The organism is Streptantibioticus silvisoli (assembly GCF_027947535.2).
In the GTDB taxonomy this organism is placed as follows: Bacteria; Actinomycetota; Actinomycetes; order Streptomycetales; family Streptomycetaceae; genus Streptantibioticus_C; species Streptantibioticus_C silvisoli.
In genome coordinates this window covers 105,865-127,586 of record NZ_JAAGKO020000021.1, presented here as the reverse complement: position 1 = coordinate 127,586, position 21,722 = coordinate 105,865, and the positions used below count along the sequence as shown (strand labels likewise).

At 75.5% G+C, this 21,722-nt stretch carries 20 protein-coding genes; 7 read left to right on the top strand and 13 right to left on the bottom strand.

What is annotated here, in order from left to right; all coding sequences use genetic code 11:
• Positions 1 to 419: 419 nt before the first annotated feature.
• Complete coding sequence (locus tag POF43_RS16210) at positions 420 to 770, bottom strand: DUF5955 family protein (RefSeq protein ID WP_282704613.1); 351 nt, start codon at positions 768 to 770, stop codon at positions 420 to 422.
• Positions 771 to 902: 132 nt separating this feature from the next.
• Here POF43_RS16210 and POF43_RS16205 point away from each other — a divergent pair, with 132 nt between their 5' ends.
• On the top strand, positions 903 to 1,526 hold the full coding sequence (locus POF43_RS16205) for a nucleotidyltransferase family protein (protein ID WP_282704612.1): 624 nt from the start codon (positions 903 to 905) through the stop codon (positions 1,524 to 1,526).
• Positions 1,527 to 1,621: 95 nt separating this feature from the next.
• Positions 1,622 to 3,229 carry a malate synthase A gene (gene aceB / locus POF43_RS16200; RefSeq protein WP_271325111.1) on the top strand — a complete coding sequence of 536 codons (1,608 nt, stop codon included), beginning with the start codon at positions 1,622 to 1,624 and terminating at the stop codon, positions 3,227 to 3,229.
• 65 nt (positions 3,230 to 3,294) lie between these two features.
• Here aceB and POF43_RS16195 read toward each other — a convergent pair whose 3' ends face one another.
• The 6 genes from POF43_RS16195 to POF43_RS16170 all read right to left on the bottom strand — a co-directional run bounded on the left by POF43_RS16195 (position 3,295) and on the right by POF43_RS16170 (position 7,300).
• Complete coding sequence (locus tag POF43_RS16195; protein WP_271325112.1) at positions 3,295 to 4,671, bottom strand: 8-oxoguanine deaminase; 1,377 nt, start codon at positions 4,669 to 4,671, stop codon at positions 3,295 to 3,297.
• Positions 4,672 to 4,752: 81 nt separating this feature from the next.
• Positions 4,753 to 5,634, bottom strand: a complete 882-nt coding sequence (pucL, locus tag POF43_RS16190) for a factor-independent urate hydroxylase (protein ID WP_271317428.1) — start codon at positions 5,632 to 5,634, stop codon at positions 4,753 to 4,755.
• Positions 5,635 to 5,642: 8 nt separating this feature from the next.
• Positions 5,643 to 6,002 (bottom strand): hydroxyisourate hydrolase, encoded by a 360-nt coding sequence (gene uraH, locus POF43_RS16185; RefSeq protein ID WP_271317427.1) that lies wholly within the window; start codon positions 6,000 to 6,002, stop codon positions 5,643 to 5,645.
• Positions 5,999 to 6,535, bottom strand: a complete 537-nt coding sequence (gene uraD, locus POF43_RS16180) for a 2-oxo-4-hydroxy-4-carboxy-5-ureidoimidazoline decarboxylase (RefSeq protein ID WP_282698881.1) — start codon at positions 6,533 to 6,535, stop codon at positions 5,999 to 6,001. Before uraD ends, uraH begins: the two co-directional genes overlap by 4 nt.
• Before the next feature lie 130 nt (positions 6,536 to 6,665).
• Entirely contained in the window at positions 6,666 to 7,046 is a 381-nt protein-coding gene (locus POF43_RS16175; RefSeq protein ID WP_271318335.1) for a helix-turn-helix domain-containing protein, read from the bottom strand.
• The gene (locus POF43_RS16170; protein ID WP_271323752.1) at positions 7,043 to 7,300 is read right to left on the bottom strand and encodes a hypothetical protein; all 258 of its coding nucleotides are present in this window, start codon (positions 7,298 to 7,300) and stop codon (positions 7,043 to 7,045) included. The genes POF43_RS16175 and POF43_RS16170 overlap by 4 nt, the downstream gene beginning before the upstream one ends.
• A gap of 378 nt (positions 7,301 to 7,678) precedes the next feature.
• Between POF43_RS16170 and POF43_RS16165 the strand changes: the two genes are divergently transcribed.
• Entirely contained in the window at positions 7,679 to 8,455 is a 777-nt protein-coding gene (locus tag POF43_RS16165) for a hypothetical protein (protein WP_271323751.1), read from the top strand.
• 132 nt (positions 8,456 to 8,587) lie between these two features.
• Here the strand turns inward: POF43_RS16165 and POF43_RS16160 are convergent, their stop codons facing one another.
• Positions 8,588 to 10,267: an AMP-binding protein gene (locus POF43_RS16160; RefSeq protein ID WP_271323750.1), complete on the bottom strand. Its 1,680-nt coding sequence runs from the start codon at positions 10,265 to 10,267 to the stop codon at positions 8,588 to 8,590.
• A gap of 405 nt (positions 10,268 to 10,672) precedes the next feature.
• Between POF43_RS16160 and POF43_RS16155 the strand changes: the two genes are divergently transcribed.
• Complete coding sequence (locus POF43_RS16155; protein ID WP_271315759.1) at positions 10,673 to 10,876, top strand: hypothetical protein; 204 nt, start codon at positions 10,673 to 10,675, stop codon at positions 10,874 to 10,876.
• Positions 10,877 to 10,883: 7 nt separating this feature from the next.
• Here the strand turns inward: POF43_RS16155 and POF43_RS16150 are convergent, their stop codons facing one another.
• A complete protein-coding gene (locus tag POF43_RS16150; protein ID WP_372516032.1) occupies positions 10,884 to 12,683 on the bottom strand; it encodes an AMP-binding protein in 1,800 nt (599 codons plus the stop codon).
• Here POF43_RS16150 and POF43_RS16145 point away from each other — a divergent pair.
• Positions 12,682 to 13,524 (top strand): response regulator transcription factor, encoded by an 843-nt coding sequence (locus POF43_RS16145; RefSeq protein ID WP_271323749.1) that lies wholly within the window; start codon positions 12,682 to 12,684, stop codon positions 13,522 to 13,524. The two genes, POF43_RS16150 and POF43_RS16145, sit on opposite strands and share 2 nt — an antisense overlap.
• Before the next feature lie 71 nt (positions 13,525 to 13,595).
• On the opposite strand, the gene pucD is transcribed toward POF43_RS16145, so the two are convergent.
• Genes pucD through POF43_RS16130 form a run of 3 tightly spaced genes read right to left on the bottom strand, consistent with a single transcriptional unit; the run spans position 13,596 to position 17,346 of the window.
• Positions 13,596 to 15,986 carry a xanthine dehydrogenase subunit D gene (gene pucD / locus POF43_RS16140; RefSeq protein ID WP_271323748.1) on the bottom strand — a complete coding sequence of 797 codons (2,391 nt, stop codon included), beginning with the start codon at positions 15,984 to 15,986 and terminating at the stop codon, positions 13,596 to 13,598.
• Positions 15,983 to 16,468, bottom strand: coding sequence for a (2Fe-2S)-binding protein (locus POF43_RS16135; RefSeq protein ID WP_271315762.1), 486 nt, complete (start codon positions 16,466 to 16,468; stop codon positions 15,983 to 15,985). The genes pucD and POF43_RS16135 overlap by 4 nt, the downstream gene beginning before the upstream one ends.
• Positions 16,459 to 17,346, bottom strand: a complete 888-nt coding sequence (locus POF43_RS16130) for an FAD binding domain-containing protein (protein WP_271315763.1) — start codon at positions 17,344 to 17,346, stop codon at positions 16,459 to 16,461. Before POF43_RS16130 ends, POF43_RS16135 begins: the two co-directional genes overlap by 10 nt.
• 333 nt (positions 17,347 to 17,679) lie before the next feature.
• Here POF43_RS16130 and POF43_RS16125 point away from each other — a divergent pair, with 333 nt between their 5' ends.
• Both POF43_RS16125 and POF43_RS16120 read left to right on the top strand, forming a co-directional pair.
• Positions 17,680 to 19,332, top strand: coding sequence for a helix-turn-helix domain-containing protein (locus POF43_RS16125; RefSeq protein WP_271325827.1), 1,653 nt, complete (start codon positions 17,680 to 17,682; stop codon positions 19,330 to 19,332).
• 402 nt (positions 19,333 to 19,734) lie between these two features.
• Positions 19,735 to 20,541 carry a hypothetical protein gene (locus POF43_RS16120; protein ID WP_372516031.1) on the top strand — a complete coding sequence of 269 codons (807 nt, stop codon included), beginning with the start codon at positions 19,735 to 19,737 and terminating at the stop codon, positions 20,539 to 20,541.
• Positions 20,542 to 20,977: 436 nt separating this feature from the next.
• Here the strand turns inward: POF43_RS16120 and POF43_RS16115 are convergent, their stop codons facing one another.
• A complete protein-coding gene (locus POF43_RS16115; RefSeq protein ID WP_372516030.1) occupies positions 20,978 to 21,661 on the bottom strand; it encodes a GntR family transcriptional regulator in 684 nt (227 codons plus the stop codon).
• Between the last annotated feature and the right edge of the window lie 61 nt (positions 21,662 to 21,722).

Here is a 21,722-nt window from a genome sequence, read left to right as displayed (position 1 = left end):
GTTTTTTTGTGGGGGGGGGGCGGGGGGGGGGGGGTCCCGGTGGGCCGACATATTTACGGCCCCCGCCTCCGCCGTTCGCAGACTCGACGGTGCATTCGGGGGCCACAAATATGCGACAGCGCCCACCTCTGGACCCACCCCACCCGGCCCGCTCCCGTTTTCTCGCGACGCGCAGCAACGTTGGGGTGGGGAGGGAAGGGAAAACCTGGGCCATCGGACTCGACGGGAACGGACAGCAACGGGGTGGGTCCCGGCCGCTCCCGTTTTCTCGCGACGGGCAGCAACGTTGGGGTGGGGAGGGAAAGGAAGACCTGGGCCATCGGGCTCGGCGGGAACGGACAGCAAGGGGGGCGGGGCGCCCGGCACAGCGCGGGAACGTGGCGTGGCGGAGTGGAAGGAGCTGGGCCTTCCGCTCCGCCTCAGTGGCCCGGGAAGAAGGGGTCGGCGGCTCGGCGCAGGGCTGTCAGGGGGAGGGCCAGGGCGCTGATGGAGCCCAGGGCGCCGGCGACCGTGAGGAGGGAGGCTCGCAGGGTGGGGGCGGTGAGGTGGCCGGTGGCGGCGCGGGTGTCGATGTCGGAGAGGGCTTCCTGCGCGACGGGGCGGTCCGGCAGCGTGGCCGGGTACGCGGCGAGTTCGTGGCTGAGCCAGGCGATCGCGGCGCGCAGGGCGGCCACGCGGGGATCGTCGTCGGGGTGCAGGACGTGCGGGGTGGTGCGCGCGGCGGCGGCCAGGGAGGTCACGGCGCGGGGACGGTTCCGGTCGTTCGACACTCAATACACTCCCTTTCGGGTGGTCCTGAGAGCCGAACCAGTAAAGAACACGCTCCGCGCGTCGCGCCATACGGAGGGCCGAAAAAACATGCCGGAAACACGCCGGGCCGGCGAGCGAGGACGGGCGGGGTCATGACGCAACGTGACGAGTGCGCCGGGACGGCGGGGATCGTGCTGGCCGCGGGGGGCGGGCGGCGGCTCGGCGGGCGGCCGAAGGCGCTGCTGCCGTACCGGGACGGGCTGCTGGTGGAGCGGGCGGCGCGGGTGCTGTGGGACGGCGGCTGCCAGCGGGTGCACGTGGTGCTGGGGGCGGCGGCCGGCGAGGTGCGGCGGCGGGCGCGGCTGGCCGGGTGCGTGCTGGTGGAGAACGCCGGGTGGGCGGAGGGGATGGGGGGTTCGCTGCGCGCGGGCCTGGAGTCGCTGGCCGGGACCTCGGCGGTGGCGGCCGTGGTGACGCTGGTGGATCAGCCGGGGGTCGGGGCGGCGGCGGTGCGGCGGGTGCTGGCGGGGACGCCGGCCGGCGCGGACCCGCGGGCGGTGCTGGCGGCGGCCGCCTACGACGGCCACCGGGGGCATCCGGTGCTGCTGGGGGCCGCGCACTGGCCCGGGGTCGCGGCGGCGGCGTCCGGCGACCGCGGCGCGCGGGCCTACCTCGCGGCGCGGGCGGACGCGGTGACCCTGGTGGAGTGCGGCGACGTCGGGTCCCCGGACGACATCGACTCCCCCGCCGACCTGGGGCTGCTGGAGCGGTACTGACGCTGTCGCGGGGCGGTCCGGCACCGTTGATCTTCCCCCGGCCGGAACCTATGCTCCGACCAGCAGGAGTCCGCCGGTGACAAGGAGTGACCGCCATGTCCGCAGCCCCCTCCGCCGTCGTCACCGGTGCGCCGGACCTGCCGCGGCAGGATGAGGTGCTGACCGGGCCGGCGCTGGCTTTCCTCGGTGAGCTGCACACCGCGTTCGCCGGGCGCCGGGCGGAGTTGCTGCGGCACCGGGCGGCGCGGCGGGCGCAGATCGCCCGCACCGCGACGCTGGACTTCCTGCCGGAGACCGCCGCGGTGCGCGAGGGCGACTGGCGGGTGGCCGAGTGCCCGCCGGCCCTGCTGGACCGCCGGGTGGAGATCACCGGGCCGACCGACCGCCGGATGACGGTGAACGCGCTGAACTCCGGCGCCCGGATCTGGCTCGCCGACTTCGAGGACGCGTCCGCTCCGACCTGGGAGAACGTGGTCCTCGGCCAGCTGAACCTGATGGACGCCTACGCCCGGCGCATCGACTTCACCGCGCCCGGCGGCAAGACGTACGCGCTGCGCCCGGACGCGGAGCTGGCCACCGTCGTCACCCGGCCGCGCGGCTGGCACCTCGACGAGCGGCACCTGACGGTCGGCGGTGAGCCGGTGCCCGGCGCGCTCGTCGACTTCGGGCTGTACTTCTTCCACAACGCGCGCGGGCTGATCGAGGCCGGCAAGGGGCCGTACTTCTACCTACCGAAGACCGAGTCGCACCGTGAGGCCCGGTTGTGGAACGACGTGTTCGTCCTGGCGCAGGACCGGTTGGGCATCGCGCGCGGTACGGTCCGGGCGACGGTGCTGATCGAGACGATCACCGCCGCGTTCGAAATGGACGAGATCCTCTACGAGTTGCGCGAGCACGCGGCCGGGCTGAACGCGGGGCGCTGGGACTACCTGTTCTCCATCGTGAAGAACTTCCGTGACGCGGGGCCGCGTTACGTGCTGCCGGACCGCAACGCGGTGACCATGACGGCGCCGTTCATGCGGGCGTACACCGAACTGCTGGTGCGCACCTGCCACCGGCGCGGCGCGCACGCGATCGGCGGCATGGCGGCGTTCATCCCCTCACGGCGCGATCCGCAGGTCAACAAGGTGGCGCTGGAGAAGGTGCGTGCCGACAAGGACCGTGAGGCGGCCGACGGGTTCGACGGTTCGTGGGTGGCGCATCCGGACCTGGTGGCGGTGGCGCGCGAGTCGTTCGACGCGGTGCTGGGCGAGCGGCCGCACCAGAAGCACCGGCTGCGCGAGGACGTGGTGGTGACCGCCGCGCAACTGCTGGCCGTCGACTCGCTGGCGGCCGCCCCCACCTGCGCCGGGCTGCGCAACGCGGTGGCCGTCGGCATCCGCTACATCGAGGCGTGGCTGCGCGGTTCGGGGGCGGTGGCGATCTTCAACCTGATGGAGGACGCGGCGACCGCGGAGATCTCCCGTTCGCAGATCTGGCAGTGGATCAACGCGGACGTGGTGCTGGAGGACGGCGCCGTCGTCACCGCGGAGCTGGTGCGTTCGCTGGCCGCGGCCGAACTGGACGCCATCCGGGCGGAGTCGGGCGACGAGGCGTTCGCGGCCGGTGCCTGGCAGCGGGCGCACGACCTGCTGCTGCGGGTCTCGCTGGACGAGGTCTACGTCGACTTCCTCACCCTGCCGGCCTACGAACTCCTCGACTGACGGCGGCCGTCGGCCCCGCCCGCGGTGAACAGCCCGGCCGCCGGGGCGTGTTCACCGCGCCGCGGTCAGCCCGTCAGGCCCGCCAGCCGGGCCAGGCGGCGGGCCTCGGCGCGGGTGAGGCGGGCGAGGCGGTCCTCGTCGGCGGTGCGCAGCCTGCCGTCCTCGACGACCGGGCGGCCGTCGACCAGCAGCAGGGTGAGGGGGGCGGCGGCGCCGAGGACGAGGGCGGCGACCGGGTCGGCGATCGAGGAGTGCCGGAAGCCGGACAGGTCCCACAGGGCGAGGTCGGCGAGCTTGCCGGGCTCGACGGAGCCCAGTTCGCCGTCGCGGCCGATGACCCGGGCGCCGCCCATGGTGGCCAGCCGCAGTGCGCCGCGCACGGTCAGCGCCTTCTCGCGGTGCGGGCCGAGCCGGTTGACCAGCACGGCGTTGCGCAGTTCGGTGCCGAGTTCGCCGGCCTCGTTGGAGGCGGTGCCGTCCACGCCCAGGCCGACCGGGACGCCGGCGGCCAGCAGGTCGGGGACCCGGGCGATGCCGGCGGCCAGCCGGGCGTTGGACGACGGGCAGTGGGCGACCCCGGTGCCGGTGGCGGCGAACTTGGCGATGTCGGAGTCGTCCATGTGGACGCAGTGCGCCATCCACACGTCGTCGCCCAGCCAGCCGGTCGACTCCAGGTAGTCGGTGGGCCCCAGGCCGAAGCGTTCGCGGCAGAACGCCTCCTCCTCGACGGTCTCGCTGCCGTGGGTGTGCAGCCGCACGCCCTTGTCGCGGGCGAGCACGGCCGCCTCGCGCAGCAGGTCGGTGCTGACGGAGAACGGTGAGCAGGGCGCGACGGCGACCCGCAGCATCGAGCCGGGCGACGGGTCGTGCCAGCGGTCGACCGCCTCGGCGGTGGCGGCCAGCGCGGCGTCGGTGCTCTCCACGGCGGAGTCCGGCGGCAGCCCGCCGTCGGAGGCGCCCAGGTCCATCGAGCCGCGGGCCGGGGCGAAGCGCACGCCGAGTTCGGCGGCGGCCCGCACCTCGGCGGCGAACAGGTCGCCGGCGCCGCGCGGGAAGACGTAGTGGTGGTCGACGGCGCAGCTGACTCCGGAGGTGGCGAGCGCCGCGAGCGAGCCGAGGGCCGCCGCGTAGGTCATGTCCTCGTCGATACGGGCCCACACCGGGTAGAGGGTGGTGAGCCAGTCGAAGAGGTTGCTGTCCTGCGCCATGCCGCGGGTGAGCCACTGGTAGAAGTGGTGGTGGGTGTTGACCAGGCCGGGGGTGAGCAGCCGGCCGGCCGCGTCGACGTGCCGGGTCACCCCCTCGAGCCCTTCGGGGGCGGGCCCGGCGCCGACCGACTCGATCCGGTTGCCGGCCACCACGACGTGCCCGCGCGGCAGTTCGGTGTCGTCGGCGTCGACGGTGGCGATGTGGGCGTTGTCGATGACGACGCGTTCGGTCATTGCGGCCGGGCCGCCTCTCCGTGGGTGGCTCAACGGGGCTCGGGTCGGGGGTGCCGGCCGGCGCGGGGCGCCGGCGCGGTGTCAGTCGGTGGGCAGCCGGGCCGGGGCGCCGTCGCGCAGCACGGTGCCCTCGATCAGGCCGTACGGGCGGTCGGCCGCGAAGTAGACGGCACCGGTGTCGGTGGGGTTGGCCACGCCGAACGGTGCGAGGTCCACCAGGAAGTGGTGCTTGTTGGGCATCGACAGCCGTATCTCGTCCACCTCGGGGCCGGCGTCGACGACGCGCGAGCCCATGGCGTACAGGGTCTGCTGGAGGGAGTACGAGTAGGTGTCGGCGAAGGCGTCCAGCAGCGCGGCGCGCGAGCGGCGGTGGACCGCGTCCCAGTCCGGTTCGCCGTCGCCGTCGTGCCGGCCGTACCGCCAGCGGGCCTCGACCTCGGTGGCCAGCACCCGGTCGCGGGACTCCGGCAGCGTGGTCCAGGGGTCCTTGACGAAGCCCCGGAACTCCGAGCCGGTGGAGTTGAGCACCACCAGCCCGCGCAGCCCGGCGACCACCTCGCACCCGGCGCCGTCCAGCCGGATCTGCGCGGTGCGGATCTCGCCGCCGTCGCGCACGAAGGAGTGCCCGGTCTCGCCGGTGCGGCTCCAGCCGTACTCCTCGATCCGGATGCGGGCCGAGGTGATGGCGGGCTGACTGCCGGTGAAGTGCCGGGCCAGCCGCAGCGCGAACTCCTCCGGGGAGGCGATGCCGCCGTCCTGGGCGAAGGCGTAGACGGTGTTCTTGGTGGTGTCGGTGGTGAGGACCTTGGTGTTGTCGCCGTGGTAGTGCACGTCGTCGAGGTCGCCGGACAGCGCGACGGAGACGTTGAGGTCGCGGACGTGGTGGGTGTCGCCGTCGCGGGTGATCCGCACGACGCGGGTCTCCGCCTTGCCGTACTGGTTGTGGCCGAGGACTGTCGTCATGTCGGTCGCTAGCTCCCTCGGTATACGGAGTAGCCGAACGGGTTGAGCAGCAGCGGTACGTGGTAGTGCTGCCCGGGGCCGACCGCGAAGGTGACGGCGGCCTCCGGGAAGAAGGCCGGCGTGCCGTGGACGGCCGTCAGGTACGGGCCGGTCACGAACGTCAGCGTGGCGTGGGTGGCTCCGGGCGGCAGCGCCGGCAGGCCGGTGCAGCGCCCGTCGTCGTCGGTGGCGGACTGCGCGTGCGGGACGGCGGGTGCCTCACCGGTCCGGACCGTCAGCCGGACGGCGACACCGCGGGCGGGCCGGCCGGCGGAGGTGTCCAGTACGTGGGTGGAGACGGTGGCCGGCGGGTGCTCCTGCGGGGTCACCGGGGGCCTCCTTCCGGGGAGGGGGTGGCGGGGGCCCCGACGAGCCGGGCCAGCCGCAGGCGGTTGATCCGGCCGAGTTCGGCGCGGGCGGTGGCGCGTTCCTGCCGGGGAGTGCGGGTGAGGCGTTCGGCGGCCGCGTCGTGCAGCTGGCGGGCGGTCAGGCCGGTGGCGCAGATGAGGAAGACGTGGCCGAACCGTTCCTGGTAGGCGAGGTTGAGGTCGGTCATCCGGGCCCGCAGCGCGGCGTCGGCCCCGGCCATGCCGCGCTGCTCGCGGGCGGAGGCCGGGTCGCCGGGTTCGGGGCGGCCGATCGGGGGGTGGCCGGCCATCGCCTCGTCGAGTCCGGCGTCGTCCAGCGCGGCGGTGGCCGCGTCGGAGGCGGTGTACAGCGCCTCCGGGGCGGCGTAGGGACGGCCCGCCAGGACCGCGCGCGCCCAGGAGCGGGCGGCGCAGACCTCGTGCAGCAGGTCGGCGGCGCGCCGGTCGTCGGCGGCGTTGAGGCGGGCGAGCCCCGCGGGGGGCGCTGCGGGCATGGGGCCTCCGGGGCACGGGTCGTCCTGCGGGACCGGGCTTGCCGGACAGCTTGCGGGGTCGTCCGCGTTCCGTCAACAGTCTGTTGAATTGCGCGGGTCGGCGCACCGCCGGGGCGCGCGCGGCGGCGGGTCAGCCGTCGGCCGGGCCGCGTTCGCGGTGCAGGTAGTTGTAGACGGTGAAGCGGCTGACGCCCAGGGCTGCGGCGACGGTCTCCACGCCGTGGCGTACCGCGAAGGCGCCGCGTTCCTCCATCTGGCGTACGACGGCCTGCTTGGCGCGGCGGTCGAGGTCGGCCAGCGGGCGGCCGTGGCGGCGGGTGAGGTCGGCGAGCAGGTGGTCGAGGGTGCGGGCCAGGTGCGGCAGCCGGACGGCGACGGCGGGTTCGCCCCGCCAGTCGAGCACGATGTCGCCGGGGGCGGCCTGGCCGGGCGGCAGCAGGGTACCGCCGAGCGCGTCGGCCAGCGGGCGGACGGCGTCGGCGAACTCCGCGGCGCCGCCGGTGGCGCTCACGGCCGGTCCTGCGGCTCGGGCAGCACGCCGATCTGGACGGAGACCCGGGTGGCACCGGCGGCCAGGGCGCGCCGCAGCATCCGGTCGACGGCGTCCAGCATGCCGGGGGCGGCCCCTTCGGCGGTGGTCCCGAACGGGCCGACGTCGACCGGGCCGAGGGCGGCGCCGGCCATCTCCTCCCGGGCCGCCACCGCGTGCGGCGGCGTGTGGTCGAGGTCGAACGGTTCGGTGGTGAACTCCACCCTCAGGCGCATGGCTGTCTCCCGGCTCGGGCCGTGTCGTCTCCCGGGTGATGATGCGACCACGACGGCGTCCGGGGCCAGCGGCGGCCCCGGCGCGGCGCACGGCCGGCGGGCGGGCGCGACCCGTACGGGCGGGTACGCGACCGTACCGGCACCCCGGCGGTAAGCCTGACTGAACGTCAACTACTGTGCGGGGTAATGGCGTTGCGCCGACGGAACGCCAACGTCTCCCGGGCGTGGGCCTGCCCGGCGCTCGACGTGCCCAACTCCTGCGTGGCGAGCGTGGGTTAAGCGGCGGCGCGTATTCCGCGCCATGCACGGGTAGCTGGTGCGACCATGGACATCACCCGGAGCGTCCCAACGGTCCGACCCACCGCATGGAGTCCTGCCATGGCCGACTGTGTGCCCGTGCGTTGTCCGTCCTGCCGCCGCGAGCACGCCTACACGCCCGCGACGTTCCCCTGTGCCTGCGGTCAGCCGCTGACCGTACCGGTGCTGCCGGGCGGCGTCGCCACCCACGTGCGCCAGCGGACCTGGAAGGACTCGTGGGTCAAGCTGCGCTGCGGCGCGTGCGGCCGCACCGACGACTGGCCGCGCCCGGAGGTGGGCTGCGCCTGCGGGGTGGTGATCCGCCCGGCGGTGAACCTGGGCGCCGTGGGCATCACGCCGCAGGGCACGGCGGCGGGGGCCGGCGTCCCCCAGGGCTCGTTACCGGCGGCGGACCCGCCGCCCGGCGGTGTGCCCTCCGCCGGTGTGCCGCGCGCGGTGCGGCGGCCGGTGTTCGTACCGGTGACGATCCGCACCGGCCAGGACGCGGTCACGGCCGCGGCGGCGTACCTGCGCTGGCTGGGGTTCTCCGGGGTCGCCCAGGACCGGGACCGGCCGGTGTCCGGGGTGGACGTGCGCGGCACCGGGGTACTGGCCCGGGTCGACCACTCGACCAGTTCGGCCCGGCTGCGCGACGTGGAGACGTTATGGCTGGCCTGCCTGCACGAGAACGCGGTGGGCGCGTTCTTCTCACTGGCCGGCTACCGGCCGGACGCCCAGGAGGGCGCCGGGCGGCTCCAGGTGCCGCTGTTCGCCCTGGACCTCACCGGCACGCCGCGGCCGGTCAACGCGGCGGCCGACCGGCTGATCCGCACCGCACCGCCGGCCGGCGGCCACTGAGCCCGGGCGGGGCGCCGCCGAGTACGGCCGGGCGCCCGGAACCCCGGCAGCCCTCGGAGCCCTCAGAACCCCGGCAGCCCTAGGAACCCCGGCAGCCCCGGCACCCCCGGCAGCGCGTCGGGCGCCGTTCGTTCAGCGCAGGTCGGCCTCGCGGAACTCGACGCCGTCGGAGCCGTTCGCGGTGCGTTCGCGCAGGTCGACGCGGCGGATCTTGCCGGAGACGGTCTTGGGCAGCTCCGCGAACTCCAGCACCCTGACCCGCTTGTACGGTGCCAGGACCGCGCGGGAGTGCTCGAAGAGCGCCTTGGCGGTGGCCGCGTCCGGCTGCCAGCCGCGGGCCAGCACCACGTACGCCTTGGGCACCGCCAGCCGTACCGGGTCGGGAGAGGGCACCACGGCGGCCTCGGCGACCGCCTCGTGCTCCAGCAGGGCGCTCTCCAGCTCGAACGGGCTGATCTTGTAGTCGCTGGCCTTGAACACGTCGTCGGAGCGGCCGACGTAGGTCACGTAGCCGTCGGCGTCGCGGGAGCCGATGTCGCCGGTGCGGTAGTAGCCGCCGGCGGTGGCCGCCTCGGTGCGTTCCGGGTCGCCCGCGTAACCGGTCATCAGGCCGACCGGGCGCTCCTGGCGCAGGTCGAGGCAGATCTCGCCCTCCTCGCCCGGCTCACCGGTGACCGGGTCGACCAGGGCGATCCGGTAGCCCGGCAGCGGGCGGCCCATCGAGCCGGGCTTGAGGTGCTGGCCGGGGGCGTTGCCGATCTGGACGGTGGTCTCGGTCTGGCCGAAGCCGTCGCGGATGGTCAGCCCCCACACCCGGCGGACGTGCTCGATGACCTCCGGGTTGAGCGGTTCGCCGGCCGCGACGACCTCGCGCGGGCGGGTGCGCAGCGCGGTCAGGTCGGCCTGGATGAGCATCCGCCAGACGGTGGGCGGCGCGCAGAAGCTGGTGACGCCGGCCCGGTCCATCTGCGCCATCAGACGGCCGGCGTCGAACCGCGTGTAGTTGTGCACGAAGACGGTGGCCTCGGCGTTCCACGGGGCGAACAGGCTGCTCCACGCGTGCTTGGCCCAGCCGGGCGAGGAGATGTTGCAGTGCGTGTCGCCGGGCCGCAGCCCGATCCAGTACATGGTCGTCAGGTGGCCGACCGGGTAGGAGATGTGGCTGTGCTCGACGAGCTTGGGCAGCGCGGTGGTGCCGGAGGTGAAGTACAGCATCAAGGTGTCGCCGGCCCGGGTGGGCCCGTCGGGGGTGAAGGCGGTGCCGGCGTCCGCGGCCGCCGCGTAGTCCAGCCAGCCGTCCGGGGCGCCGCCGACCGCGACGCGCGTGTAGTGACCGGGCACGTCGTCGAACTTGGCGGTGTCGCCGGCCCGGACGACGACATGGGAGGCGCCGCCGCGTTCGACGCGGTCGGTGAGGTCGGCGGGGCCGAGCAGCGGCGTGGCGGGGATGACGACGGCGCGCAGCTTCATCGCGGCGAGCGCGGTCTCCCACAGCTCGGCCTGGTTGCCGAGCATGACGACGATGCGGTCCCCGGCCCGCACGCCCAGCGAACGCAGCCAGTTGGCGACCTGGTTGGAGCGGTCGCGCAGCTCGGCGAAGGTCTGGCGGGACTCGGTGCCGTCCTCCTCCACGATCCACAGCGCGGTGCGGTCGGTGCGGTCGGCGATCGCGTCGAACCAGTCGAGCGCCCAGTTGAAGTGCTCCGGACGCGGCCAGCGGAAGCCCGCCGCCGCCGCTGCCTGGTCCTCGCGGTGTGCCAGCAGGAAGTCCCGGGCGGCCCGGAACTCCTCGGTCGCGGCGCTGTCGGCCATGTGCCCTCCTCGTCGAACGCGGTCCCGGTCGAACGCGGTCCCGGTCACATCGTGACGCCAGGCCGGGCGGCTCACCACCCCTGGACGGGGGTGGGGTGCGGCCGGGCGCGGGCGCGGCGCGGGCTCACCGGTGCGGTGGCCGGCGGGCGTGTTCGCGGTGCGGCGGCCTGCCGGGCGCGCGCCGAGCCGGCCGGCGGCGCCGGTGGCCGGTGGCGGGTAGCCGGCGGCGGGTGCGGCGGCCGGCGGCGGGTGCCGGCTACCGACCCACCGCCCGCGCCGGCGCGTTGAGCTGTGCGCCGGTGCGCGCGGTATGCGCCGCTGACGTGCGGCGGGCGGGGGTGGTGTGCTGGACGGGAACGGCCACCGCCGGTTTCGGTGGCCCCGGATCTGGGGAGCGAACGTACCGTGGCGAAAGTGTGGCGCGGCGAATACTGGAAGACCAGGAAGAACTCACCGTGGTTCATGGTTCTTCTGGTGCTGGCCGCCCTGTGGGCCTACGGCCATGCCAACGGCTCCGGCGACGCCAAGCATCCCGGCGCGCGTCCCAGCGCGTCGGCGTCGGCGTCGGCGCGGCCCGCCCCGGGCAAGCCGGCGCCCGACAAGCCCTGATCCGCGGTCAGCCCCGCCCGTCGCCGCCGTCCGGCGTGTCGCGGGCGGCCGCCTCCCGCAGTTCGACCTTGCGGACCTTGCCGCTGACCGTCATCGGGAAGGCGTCGACCACCCGCAGCCGGTGCGGGACCTTGAAGTGGGCGAGCCGGCCGCGGCAGAACGCGGTCAGCTCCTGGAGGGTCAGCGGGTCGGCCGGGTCGCGGGGGATGACGCAGGCGACGATCTCCTCGCCGTAGCGCTCGTCGGGCACACCGACCACCTGGACGTCGGCGACCTTCGGGTGGGTGTGCAGGAACTCCTCGACCTCCCGCGGGTAGACGTTCTCCCCGCCCCGGATGATCATGTCCTTGATGCGGCCGACGATGGTGACGTAGCCGTCCTCGCGCAGGACCGCCAGGTCGCCGGTGTGCATCCAGCGGCCGGCGTCGACGGCCTCCGCGGTGCGTTCCGGCTCGTCCCAGTAGCCGAGCATCACGGAGTAGCCGCGGGTGCACAGCTCCCCCGGCTCGCCGCGCGGCACGGTCACCCCGGTCGCCGGGTCGACGACCTTGACCTCGATGTGCGGCAGCACCCGGCCGACGGTGGCGGTGCGCCGTTCCAGGTCGTCGTCGCGCCGGGTCTGGGTGGAGACCGGCGAGGTCTCGGTCATGCCGTAACAGATCGCCACCTCCGCCATGTGCATCTCGGCGACGACCCGCTTCATGACCTCCACCGGGCACGGCGAGCCGGCCATGATCCCGGTGCGCAGCGTGGAGATGTCGTACGAGGCGAAGTCCGGCAGGTCCAGCTCGGCGATGAACATCGTGGGCACCCCGTACAGCGAGGTGCAGCGTTCCTGCTGGACGGCGCGCAGAGTGGCGGCCGGGTCGAAGACCGGCGCCGGGATCACCATGCAGGCGCCGTGGCTGGTGGCGGCCAGGTTGCCCATGACCATCCCGAAGCAGTGGTAGAACGGCACCGGCAGGCAGATCCGGTCCTGCTCGGTGTAGGCCACCAACTCCCCGACAAAATAACCGTTGTTGAGGATGTTGTGGTGCGACAGCGTGGCGCCCTTGGGGAAGCCGGTGGTGCCGGAGGTGTACTGGATGTTGACCGCGTCGTCGCACGACAGCGCCGCCTCGTCGGTGCCCGGCCGGTCCTGCGGCACCCCGGCCGCGCCCGCGACGAACTCCTGCCAGGACGGGTCGCCGATGTGCACCACCTGCCGCAGTCCCGGGCACTCGGCACGCACCGCCTGCGCCATCGCCCGGTAGTCGCTGGTGCGGTACTCGGTGGAGGCGATGAGCACCTCGATGCCGGCCTGCCGCAGCACGTACGCCAGTTCGTGCACCCGGTAGGCCGGGTTGATGGTCACCAGGATCGCGCCGATCCGGGCGGTGGCGTACTGCACCAGCACCCACTCCGGGCAGTTGACCGCCCAGATGCCGACCCGGTCGCCCCGGCCGACCCGCTGCGCGATCAGCGCCCGGGCCACCTCGTCGACCGCCCGGCCGAACTGCGCGTACGTCCACCGCCGTCCGCTGGGCACGTCCACCAGCGCCTCGCGGTCCGGGTAGGCGGCGACGGCCCGCGCCAGGTTGACGCCGATGGTGTCCCCGAGCAGCGGCGTGTCACCGGTGCCGCTCACGTAGGAATCCGCGACCAGGTCACTGGGACGTACGCTCACCGGAGCCTCCTGGCAGCCGTTCGTCGCGCCGGGTGCGCGAGGTGGCGGCCGGGGCCGCGCACTACCATCGTGCGGGAGTGACCCACGTCTCACCACCCCCGAACGGGGGTACCGCACCCGCGCCGCCGAGGGGGCCGTCATGCCTGACCCGTCCGACCTCCGCCGGGCGCTGCGCCGCATCCGTGCCGCCACCGGCCTGCCGGTGGCGTTCGGCGGGCTGAGCGGCCCGCACGGCTTCCGCATCACCGAGACCGCCGGCACCGTGACGCAGGCGCTGACCGGGCTGGCGATCAGCGCCGGCAGCGGGGTCGGCGGCAAGGCCGCGGTGCTGGGCAGGCCGGTCTCCGTCAGCGACTACCGGCGCTCGCGCACCATCAGCCACGAGTACGACACCGCGGTGGCCGCCGAGGGCCTGCACTCGGTGCTGGCCGTGCCCGTCGTGGTGCGGCGCCGGGTGCGCGCGGTGCTCTACGCGGCGCTGCGCCAGCCGCTGTCGCTGGGCGACCGCAGTCTCACCGTCGCGCAGGACGCCGCCCGGGAGCTGGAACGCGACATCGCCGGCCGCGACGAGGTGGCCCGGCCGCCGGCGGCGGGCGCCGGCGACGGCCCGGACCCGGAGTGGGGCGAGCGGGGCGCGCCGCCCGCCGCGTGGGAGGAGGTGCGCACCGCGCACGCCGACCTGCGCGCGCTGGCCGGCCGCGTTCCGGACGCGGCCCTGCGCGCCGACCTGCTGTCCGCGTGCGCCCGGCTGGAGACCGCCTGGTCCCCGGCGACCCCGGCCGCGGCGGCGCTGCTGACCCCGCGCGAGACCGACGTGCTGGCCTGCGTGGCCTCCGGCGCCACCAACTGCGCCGTCGCCGCCCGGCTCGGCGTCCGCCCGGAGACCGTCAAGGCCTACCTGCGCTCCGCCATGCGCAAGCTCGGCGCCCACACCCGGCTGGAGGCGGTGGTCGCCGCCCGCCGCGCGGGACTGCTGCCTTAGCCCGGGGCCGGTGCGGGGCTGCTTCCCCGGGCGGGGCCGTCAACCGCCGGGCGGTGTCGGCGTGTCGCGGGTCAGGGCGTGTCGGTGATGTGCTCCGGGCGGACCGGGACGCGGGTCAGGGCGCGGCCGGTCGCGGCGCGGATGGCGGAGACCACGGCGGGGGTGGAGGACAGGGTGGGGGCCTCGCCGGCGCCGCGCAGGCCGTAGGGGGCGTGGTGGTCGGCGAGTTCGAGGATGTCGACGGGCAGCGTGGGGGTGTCGAGGATGGTGGGGATGAGGTAGTCGGTGAAGGAGGGGTTGCGGACCTTGGCGTCCGGGCCGACCAGGATCTCCTCCATGACGGCCAGGCCCAGGCCCTGCACGGTGCCGCCCTGGATCTGGCCGGCCACCGCCTGCGGGTTGACCGCCTTGCCGACGTCCTGGGCGCAGGCGAGTTCGACGACCTTGACCAGGCCGAGTTCGGTGTCGACCTCGACGACCGCGCGGTGGGCGGCGAACGAGTACTGCACGTGGCCGAAGCCCTGCCCCGTCATGCGGTCGAACGGCTGGGTGGGCCGGTGCCTGAACTCCTGCTCGATGTCGATGGCCTGCCCGTCCAGGACGTCGGCGAGCGCGGCCAGCACCTCGCCGGCCTCGGTGACGACCTTGCCGTCCTCCAGCAGCAGTTCGGCGTGCTCCCAGGCCGGGTGCGTGCCGCCGAACCGGGCGCGGCCGAGGGCGAGGACCCGTTCGCGGATCGCCTCGCAGGTGTGGCGGACGGCGCCGCCGGTCATGTACGTCTGGCGGGAGGCGGAGGTGGAGCCGGCCGAGCCGACCCGGGTGTCGGCGGGCTGGATGGTGACCTGCTGGACGCCGAGTTCGGTGCGGACGATCTGCGCCTGGACGGTGACGCCGCCCTGGCCGACCTCGGCGGCCGCGGTGTGCACGGTGGCGACCGGTTCGCCGCCGGCCACCTCCAGCCGGACCCGGGCGGTGGAGTAGTCGTCGAAGCCCTCGGAGAAGCCGACGTTCTTGATGCCGACCGCGTAGCCGACGCCGCGCACCACGCCCTCGCCGTGCGTGGTGTTGGACAGCCCGCCGGGCAGCGCCCGCACGTCGGGCGCGGCGCCGGCGGTCTCCCACTGGCGTTCCGGCGGCAGGGGCAGCGCCTTGACGCGGCGCAGGAGTTCGGCGACCGGGGCGGGTGCGTCGACGACCTGCCCGGTGGGCAGCCGGCTGCCCTGGGACATGGCGTTGCGGCGGCGGAACTCCACCGGGTCCAGGCCCAGTTCGGCGGCGAGCTTGTCCATCTGGGACTCGTAGGCGAAGCACGCCTGGACCGCGCCGAAGCCGCGCATGGCCCCGCAGGGCGGGTTGTTGGTGTAGAGGGCGAGCGCCTCGATGTCGACGTGGTCGACGACGTAGGGGCCGGCCGACAAGGACGCGGCGTTGCCGACGACGGCCGGCGAGGAGGAGGCGTAGGCGCCGCCGTCCAGCACGATGCGGCACCGCATGTGGGTGAGCAGGCCCTCGCGGGTGGCGCCGTGTTCGTACCACAGGGTCGCCGGGTGGCGGTGGACGTGGCCGAAGAAGGACTGGAAGCGGTCGTAGACCATCTTGACCGGCTTGCCGGTGCGCAGCGCCAGCAGGCAGCCGTGGATCTGCATGGACAGGTCCTCGCGTCCGCCGAAGGCGCCGCCGACGCCGGACAGCGTCATGCGGACCTTGTCCTCGGGCAGGCCCAGGACCGGGGCGATCTGCCGCAGGTCGGAGTGCAGCCACTGGGTGGCGACGTAGAGGTCGACGCCGCCGTCCTCGGCGGGCACCGCGAGCCCGGACTCCGGGCCGAGGAAGGCCTGGTCCTGCATGCCGACGGTGTAGGTGCCGGTGACGATCACGTCGGCGCGGGCCGCGGCGGCGTCCGGGTCGCCGCGCCGGACGGGCTGGCGGTGCACGATGTTGGGGTGCCGCACGTGCGGGGCGTGGTGGTCGTCGCGGTGCGGGTGCAGCACGGGCGCGTCGTCGGCGAGGGCGGTGGCCTCGTCGTGGACGACGGGCAGCGGTTCGTAGTCGACGGCGATCCGGGCGGCGGCGCGGCGGGCGGTCTCGGGGTGGTCGGCGGCGACCAGCGCGACCGGTTCGCCGTGGTGGCGTACGACGCCGTCGGCGAGGACGGGGGTGTCGAGGCACTCCAGCCCGTAGCGGGTCTGCGAGGTGGGCAGGTCGTCGTGGGTGAGGACGGCGTAGACGCCGGGGACGGCCAGGGCGGCGGCGATGTCGATGGACAGCACGCGGGCGTGGGCGTGCGGGCTGCGCAGGGTGTGGCCCCAGAGCATGTCCTCGTGCCACATGTCGGAGGCGTAGGCGAACTCGCCGGTGACCTTCAAGGTGCCGTCGGGGCGGGCGACGCTGACCCCGACGCCCTGGGCCGCGCGGGGGGCGCGGGTCAGCCGGCGCGGGCCGCGGGTGGGCTCGGCGGTCATCGCTCACCCGCCGTCTCACCGCTGCGGGCGGCGGCCAGCCGGACCGCGTCGAGGATCTTCTCGTAGCCGGTGCAGCGGCACAGGTTGCCCGACAGCGCCTCGCGGATGTCGGCGTCGGTGGGCTGCGGGCAGTGGCGCAGCAGGTCGTCGGTGGCGACGAGCAGGCCGGGGGTGCAGAAGCCGCACTGGACGGCGCCGGCGTCGAGGAACGCCTGCTGGACGGGGGCGAGTCCGGTGCCGGGGTCGGCCAGGCCCTCGACGGTGACGACGTCGCGGTCCTGGGCCTGGCCGGCGGCCACCAGGCACGAGCAGACCGGCACGTCGTCCAGCCGGACCGTGCACGAGCCGCATTCGCCCTGTTCGCAGGCGTTCTTCGAGCCGGGCAGCCCGAGGCGTTCGCGCAGCACGTACAGCAGGCTCTCGCCCTCCCAGACGTCGTCGGCCTGGTGCCGGCGGCCGTTGACGGTGAGTGTCACGCGCATGCGGGGCTCCTGTCCTGCTCGCGGTAGGCCTGCCAGGTCCAGCCGAGGGTGCGGCGGGCCAGGACGCCGAGGGCGTGACGCCGGTAGGCGGCGGTGCCGCGGACGTCGTCGATGGGGTTGGCGGCGCCGGCCACCAGGCGGGCGAACTCGGCGGCGACCGACGGGGCGGGCGGGCGGCCGCTGTCCCAGTGGCCGCCGTCGGCGAGGGCGGCGGTCAGGAAGTCCTCGGCGACCCGGGCGCGCACCGGGGTGGGCGCGGCCGAGCCGATGCCGGTGCGCACGGTGCGGCGGTCGGGGTGCAGGGCCAGGCCGAACGCGCAGACGGCGATGACCATGGCGTTGCGGGTGCCGACCTTGGCGAACGCCTGGGGCCCGGTGGCCTTCGGCAGGTGGACGGCGCGGATCAGCTCGTCGGGGGCGAGGGCGTTGCGTTTGACGCCGAGGTAGAAGTCGTCGACGTCGATCATGCGGGTGCCGCGGACCGAGACCGCCTCGATGCGGGCGCCGGAGGCGAGCAGCGCGGGGTGGGCGTCACCGGCCGGCGAGGCGGTGCCGAGGTTGCCGCCGACCCCGCCGCGGTTGCGGATCTGCGGGGAGGCCACGGTGTGCGCGGCCTGGGCGAGGCCGGGCAGTTCGGCGCGCAGGTGCTCCATGATGCGGCTGTACGGCACCGAGGCGCCGAGCCGCACGGTCTGCCGGCCGGTCTCCCACTCCCGCAGTTCGGTGATCCGGTTGAGGTCGAGCAGCGCGTCGGGCCTGCGGTGGTCGAAGTTGATCTCGACCATCAGGTCGGTGCCGCCCGCGATCGGCACCGCGGTGGGGTACTCGGCCTTCGCGGCGAGTGCCTCCTGCCAGCTGGCGGGACGCAGGAAGTCCATGGGGTCTCTTCTCGGCGGGGGTGGGACGCGGGACGCTTCGGCGCCGCCGCGGCGGCTGCCCGGCGGGCGGGCCGGGGCGGGTGCCGGTCGGCGGGCCGGGGTGCCGGGGTGGCCGACGGGTCCGGCGCCTCGCGCGGGGACCGGTTTTTCCGGTCCTGTCAGTCCTCTACACACTGGGTGCCTCCAGTACACGGCCTCACCCCCGGTTGGGTGCAGTCACCGAAGGCACCAATCGCCCGACCGGCCCGGCGGCCGACCTTGTAGATTCCTCCGAAACAGCTATTCGGTCCGGGCGTCCCGCGGGGGCGGCCGGGGGAGGCGAGGCGGACGGCGATGCGGCTGCGTGCGCTGCTGGACGAGGAGGGCCTGGGGCTGCGGCTGCTCGGCGGCGCCGGCGAACTGGACCGGGCGGTGCGCGGGGTGATGACCACCGACCTGCGGGACCCCAGCCGGTACCTGTCCGGCGGCGAGCTGGTGCTGACCGGGCTGGCGTGGCGGCGCGGTCCGGAGGACTGCGAGCCGTTCGTGCGCCGGGTGGCGGCGGCCGGGGCGGTGGCGCTGGCGGCCGGTGAGGCGGAGATCGGCGGGGTGCCGGACGACCTGGTGGCCGCGTGCGCCCGGCACCGGCTGCCGGTGTTCGCGGTGGACGAGCGGGTCGCGTTCGCCACCATCACCGAGTACGTGGTGCGCCGGGTCTCCGGCGGCCGGGCCCGGGAGCTGGCCGCGGTGGTGGAACGGCACCGGCGGCTGATGGCGTCCGGCACCGGCGGCGGCGGTCCGGACGCGGTGCTCGACCTGCTGGCCGGCGACCTCGACCTGCGCGCCTGGGTGCTGTCGTGCACCGGCCGCCCGGTCGCCGGGCCGGTGCCCGGTCCGGCGCCGCAGGTACGGGCGCGGCTGGCCGGCGATCTGCTGGCCGCGGCCCGGGTCGGCCATCCGGTGCCGCTGCGGGTGGAGGCCGGCGGCCGGGTCCACGCGCTCTTCCCGGTCACGCCGGGCGGCGTCCCGGACACGGTCGCCCGGCCGGCCGCCGGGCCGCCGCGGGCGGACTGGCTGCTGGCGGTGGAGTCGGACCCGGCGGACTGGCCGGCCGAGCGCCTGGAGCTGCTGGGCGGGGTGACCCGGCTGATCGCGGCGGGACGCGAACGCCGGGACGCCGCCGCGGCGGTCCGCGACCGGCTGGCCGACGAGGTGCTGGCGCTGGTACGGGCCGGGGCCGCGCCCGCCGAGGTGGACGCGCGGCTGCGGGCCGCGGCCCCGGTGATGGTGCCGGCCGCCGCGCCGGACACCCGCTGGCAGGTGGTGACCGCCCGGCTGGACCCGGCCGGCGAGGGCGCGGCGGCGCGTCCGCTGCTGGAGGAGGTCGTCGCGACGGCGCTGGGACGGCGCGCGGAGCTGGACGGCACCCCGGACGCCGCGGCCGACAGTCGCGGCGTGGTGGGGGTCGACGGCGGTGAGGCGGTGGCGTTGCTCGCGCTGCCGGGGCCGCGGGCGCTGACGGCCGGTGAGGTGCTGGCGGCGGTCGGCGGACCGCTGGCGCGCGGCCTGGAGGGCGTGGGCCGGCTGACCGTGGGCCTCAGTTCGGGGGTGGGCTCGGCGGAGGGGCTGCGCGGGGCGCTGGAGGAGGCCCGGCACGCCCGCAGGGTGGCGGCGGCCCGGCCGGGCGCGGTCGGCGCGGCCGGTCACGAGGAGCTGGCGTCGCACGTGCTGCTGCTGCCGTTCGTACCGGACGACGTGCGGCGGGCGTTCACCGCGCGGCTGCTGGACCCCCTGGCGGACTACGACCGGCGGCACCGCGCCGAACTGGTCCCGACCCTGGAGGCGTTCCTCGACTGCGACGGCTCGTGGACCCGGTGCGCGGCCCGGCTGCACCTGCACGTCAACACGCTGCGCTACCGCATCGGCCGCATCGAGGCGCTCACCGGCCGGGAACTGTCCCGCCTGGAGGACAAGGTCGACTTCTTCCTGGCGCTGCGCGTGCGGTGAGGCTGCGTGCGGTGCGGCGGGGTGCGGGGGCGCCTTGCGGGGGGCGCCTTGTGCGGTGCGGCGTCTTGCGGGCGGTGGGTGCGGGTCGGCAGGGGCGGCCGGGGCTGCGGGGGCGGGCGGCGAGGCGCTGTCAGGTCACGGGGCCGACCGGGTCGGCGGGGCGGGCTCGGGCGATCGTGCCGTGCGGCTGTGCGGCCGCATCGTGCGGGTGGGCGCGTTCCGCGGGTTCGCAGGTCGTCGCGGGGGCGGGTCGGCGGACCGCGCCCGGGGGGCCGTTGTCAAGACCGCGCCGGTCTGGGCGTTTGTGAATCCGTTCACCAAGTTCCCGCACGACCCTATCCGTGGTGGTTCGCTCCGTGCTGAACTGCGTCGGACGCTTCCGGCCGGTTCAGGGAGGGGACTGTGGGGGAATCCTTCTCGGCGTACCCGGAGCGGACCGGCCCGGCCGACGTGGGGGCCGGTCAGGACCCTCCGGGCGTGTGGCGGCTGCGGTCGCGCGGCTGCTGGACCGAGGCCGCGGCCCTGCTGGCGGAACGCGGCGGCACCGACGCGGGGACCGCGCTGCGCCGGGCGCGGCTGCTGATCGAACGGTGCGTGTTCACCGCGGAGGGCTGGGCGGAGGCGGAGGACGCGCTGCGTACGGCCGAGGCGCTGGCGGCCACCGACGCCGAACGCGGCCGGGCCGCCTGCGAACGCGGTCAACTCGCCTACGTCTGCACGCTGTTGAGGGTGCACGACCGGGCCGACGAAGCACGTTCCGCACTCGGGCGCAGCGCGGCGCTGCTGCCGCCGGGGACGCCGGACCGGGCGCTGCTGGACTTCCGGCGCGGCCTGATCACCGAACACCTGGCGCACGATCCGGCCGGCGCCCGTCCGGCGTTCCGGCGCGCGCACGCGCGGGCCACCGCGCTGGGCGACCGGCTGCTGTGCTCCTACACCTGGCGGCACCTGGCCGCGATCGCGCTGCGGGACGGGGAGATCGCGGAGGCCCGGCACGGCTTCAGCGAGTCGCTGCGCCTGCGCGAGGAGCTGGGCTACCTCATCGGCACTCCCCCGGCGCTGGTGTCGCTGGCGGAGGTGGCGCCGGACCCCGAGGCGGCCCGGCTGCGGGCGGAGGCGTCCCGGCTGTACCGGCTGCTGGGCGGCCTGCCGGTCTGGCTGGCGGACGTACTGGGCGGGAACGCGGTCAGCGGGGACGCGATCGGCTGAGGGGCGGTCGGCGCAGGGGCGCCGCCTGACGTAGCGCCGTACGCGGGACGTCCCACCGCACGCAGCAGCAACCGCACCGCACGCAACCGCACCGGGACGTCGGCACCGCACGCCACCTCACCGCACCCCGCAGCACCGCACCGCAAGCAACCTCACCGCACCGCACCCCGCAGCACCGCACGCAGCCGCACCGCACCCCGCGACACCGCCCCCGCAGCACCGCACCGCAAGCCACCCCACCGCACCCCGCAACACCTACCCCCAGGACCCGGCATCGCCCTTCGCACGAACACCGTGCCGGACGCAAGCCGGACGGCGGGAATCCGGCCGTTTCAGCCACCGCGCCGCCGGAGCCGTGGCCGGAGCGGGGGCCGGAACCTGAGCGGAAGTGGGAGCCGGAGCCGGAGCCGCGCGGACCGGTGCGGACCGGTCGCGGTCACGTGCCGGGGACGCCGGAGAAGTGCTCGCGCACCAGCGACTCCACCGTGGGCAGGTCGCGGGCCACCAGCGCGTCGAGCAGGACGGCGTGTTCGGTGGCGTCGGCCAGCAGCTGGGCGGGGTGCGGGCCGGGGCCGTGCGCGGCGGGCCACTGGGCGCGGCCGTGCAGTTCACCGGCGACGGCGACCAGCTGGGCGTTGCCGCCGAGGCCGAGCAGGGCGGCATGGAAGGCCCGGTCGGCGTCGGCGTAGGCGGCCCGGTCGCCGGCGCCGGCGGCGACGACGGTGTCCTGGGCGAGCGGGCGCAGCGGCTCCCAGCACTCGGGCCGCACGGTACGGGCCAGCCGGAGCATGACCGGGACCTCGATCAGCGCGCGGACCTCGGCGAGTTCGGCCAGGTCGCGGACGCTGCGCGAGGCGACGCGGAAGCCGCGGTTGTGCACGACCTCGACGGCGCCCTCGCGGACCAGCTGCTGCATGGCCTCGCGGACCGGGGTGGCCGAGACGTCGAACCGCAGGGCGAGCGCCGGCGCGGAGTAGACGGTGCCGGGGCACAGTTCCCCGGTCACCAGGGCGCCGCGCAGCGCGCACAGCACCTGGTCGCGCAGCGAGTACCGCAGCGGCGGGCGGCGCTCGCCGGGCGCGTCGCTCTGCGCGGGCAGCCGTTCGCGTACCTGGTCCACCGGGTCTCCTCCTCCGTGGCCGGCGTTCCCGTCAAGGCGATCGACCGGCCTTCACCTACAT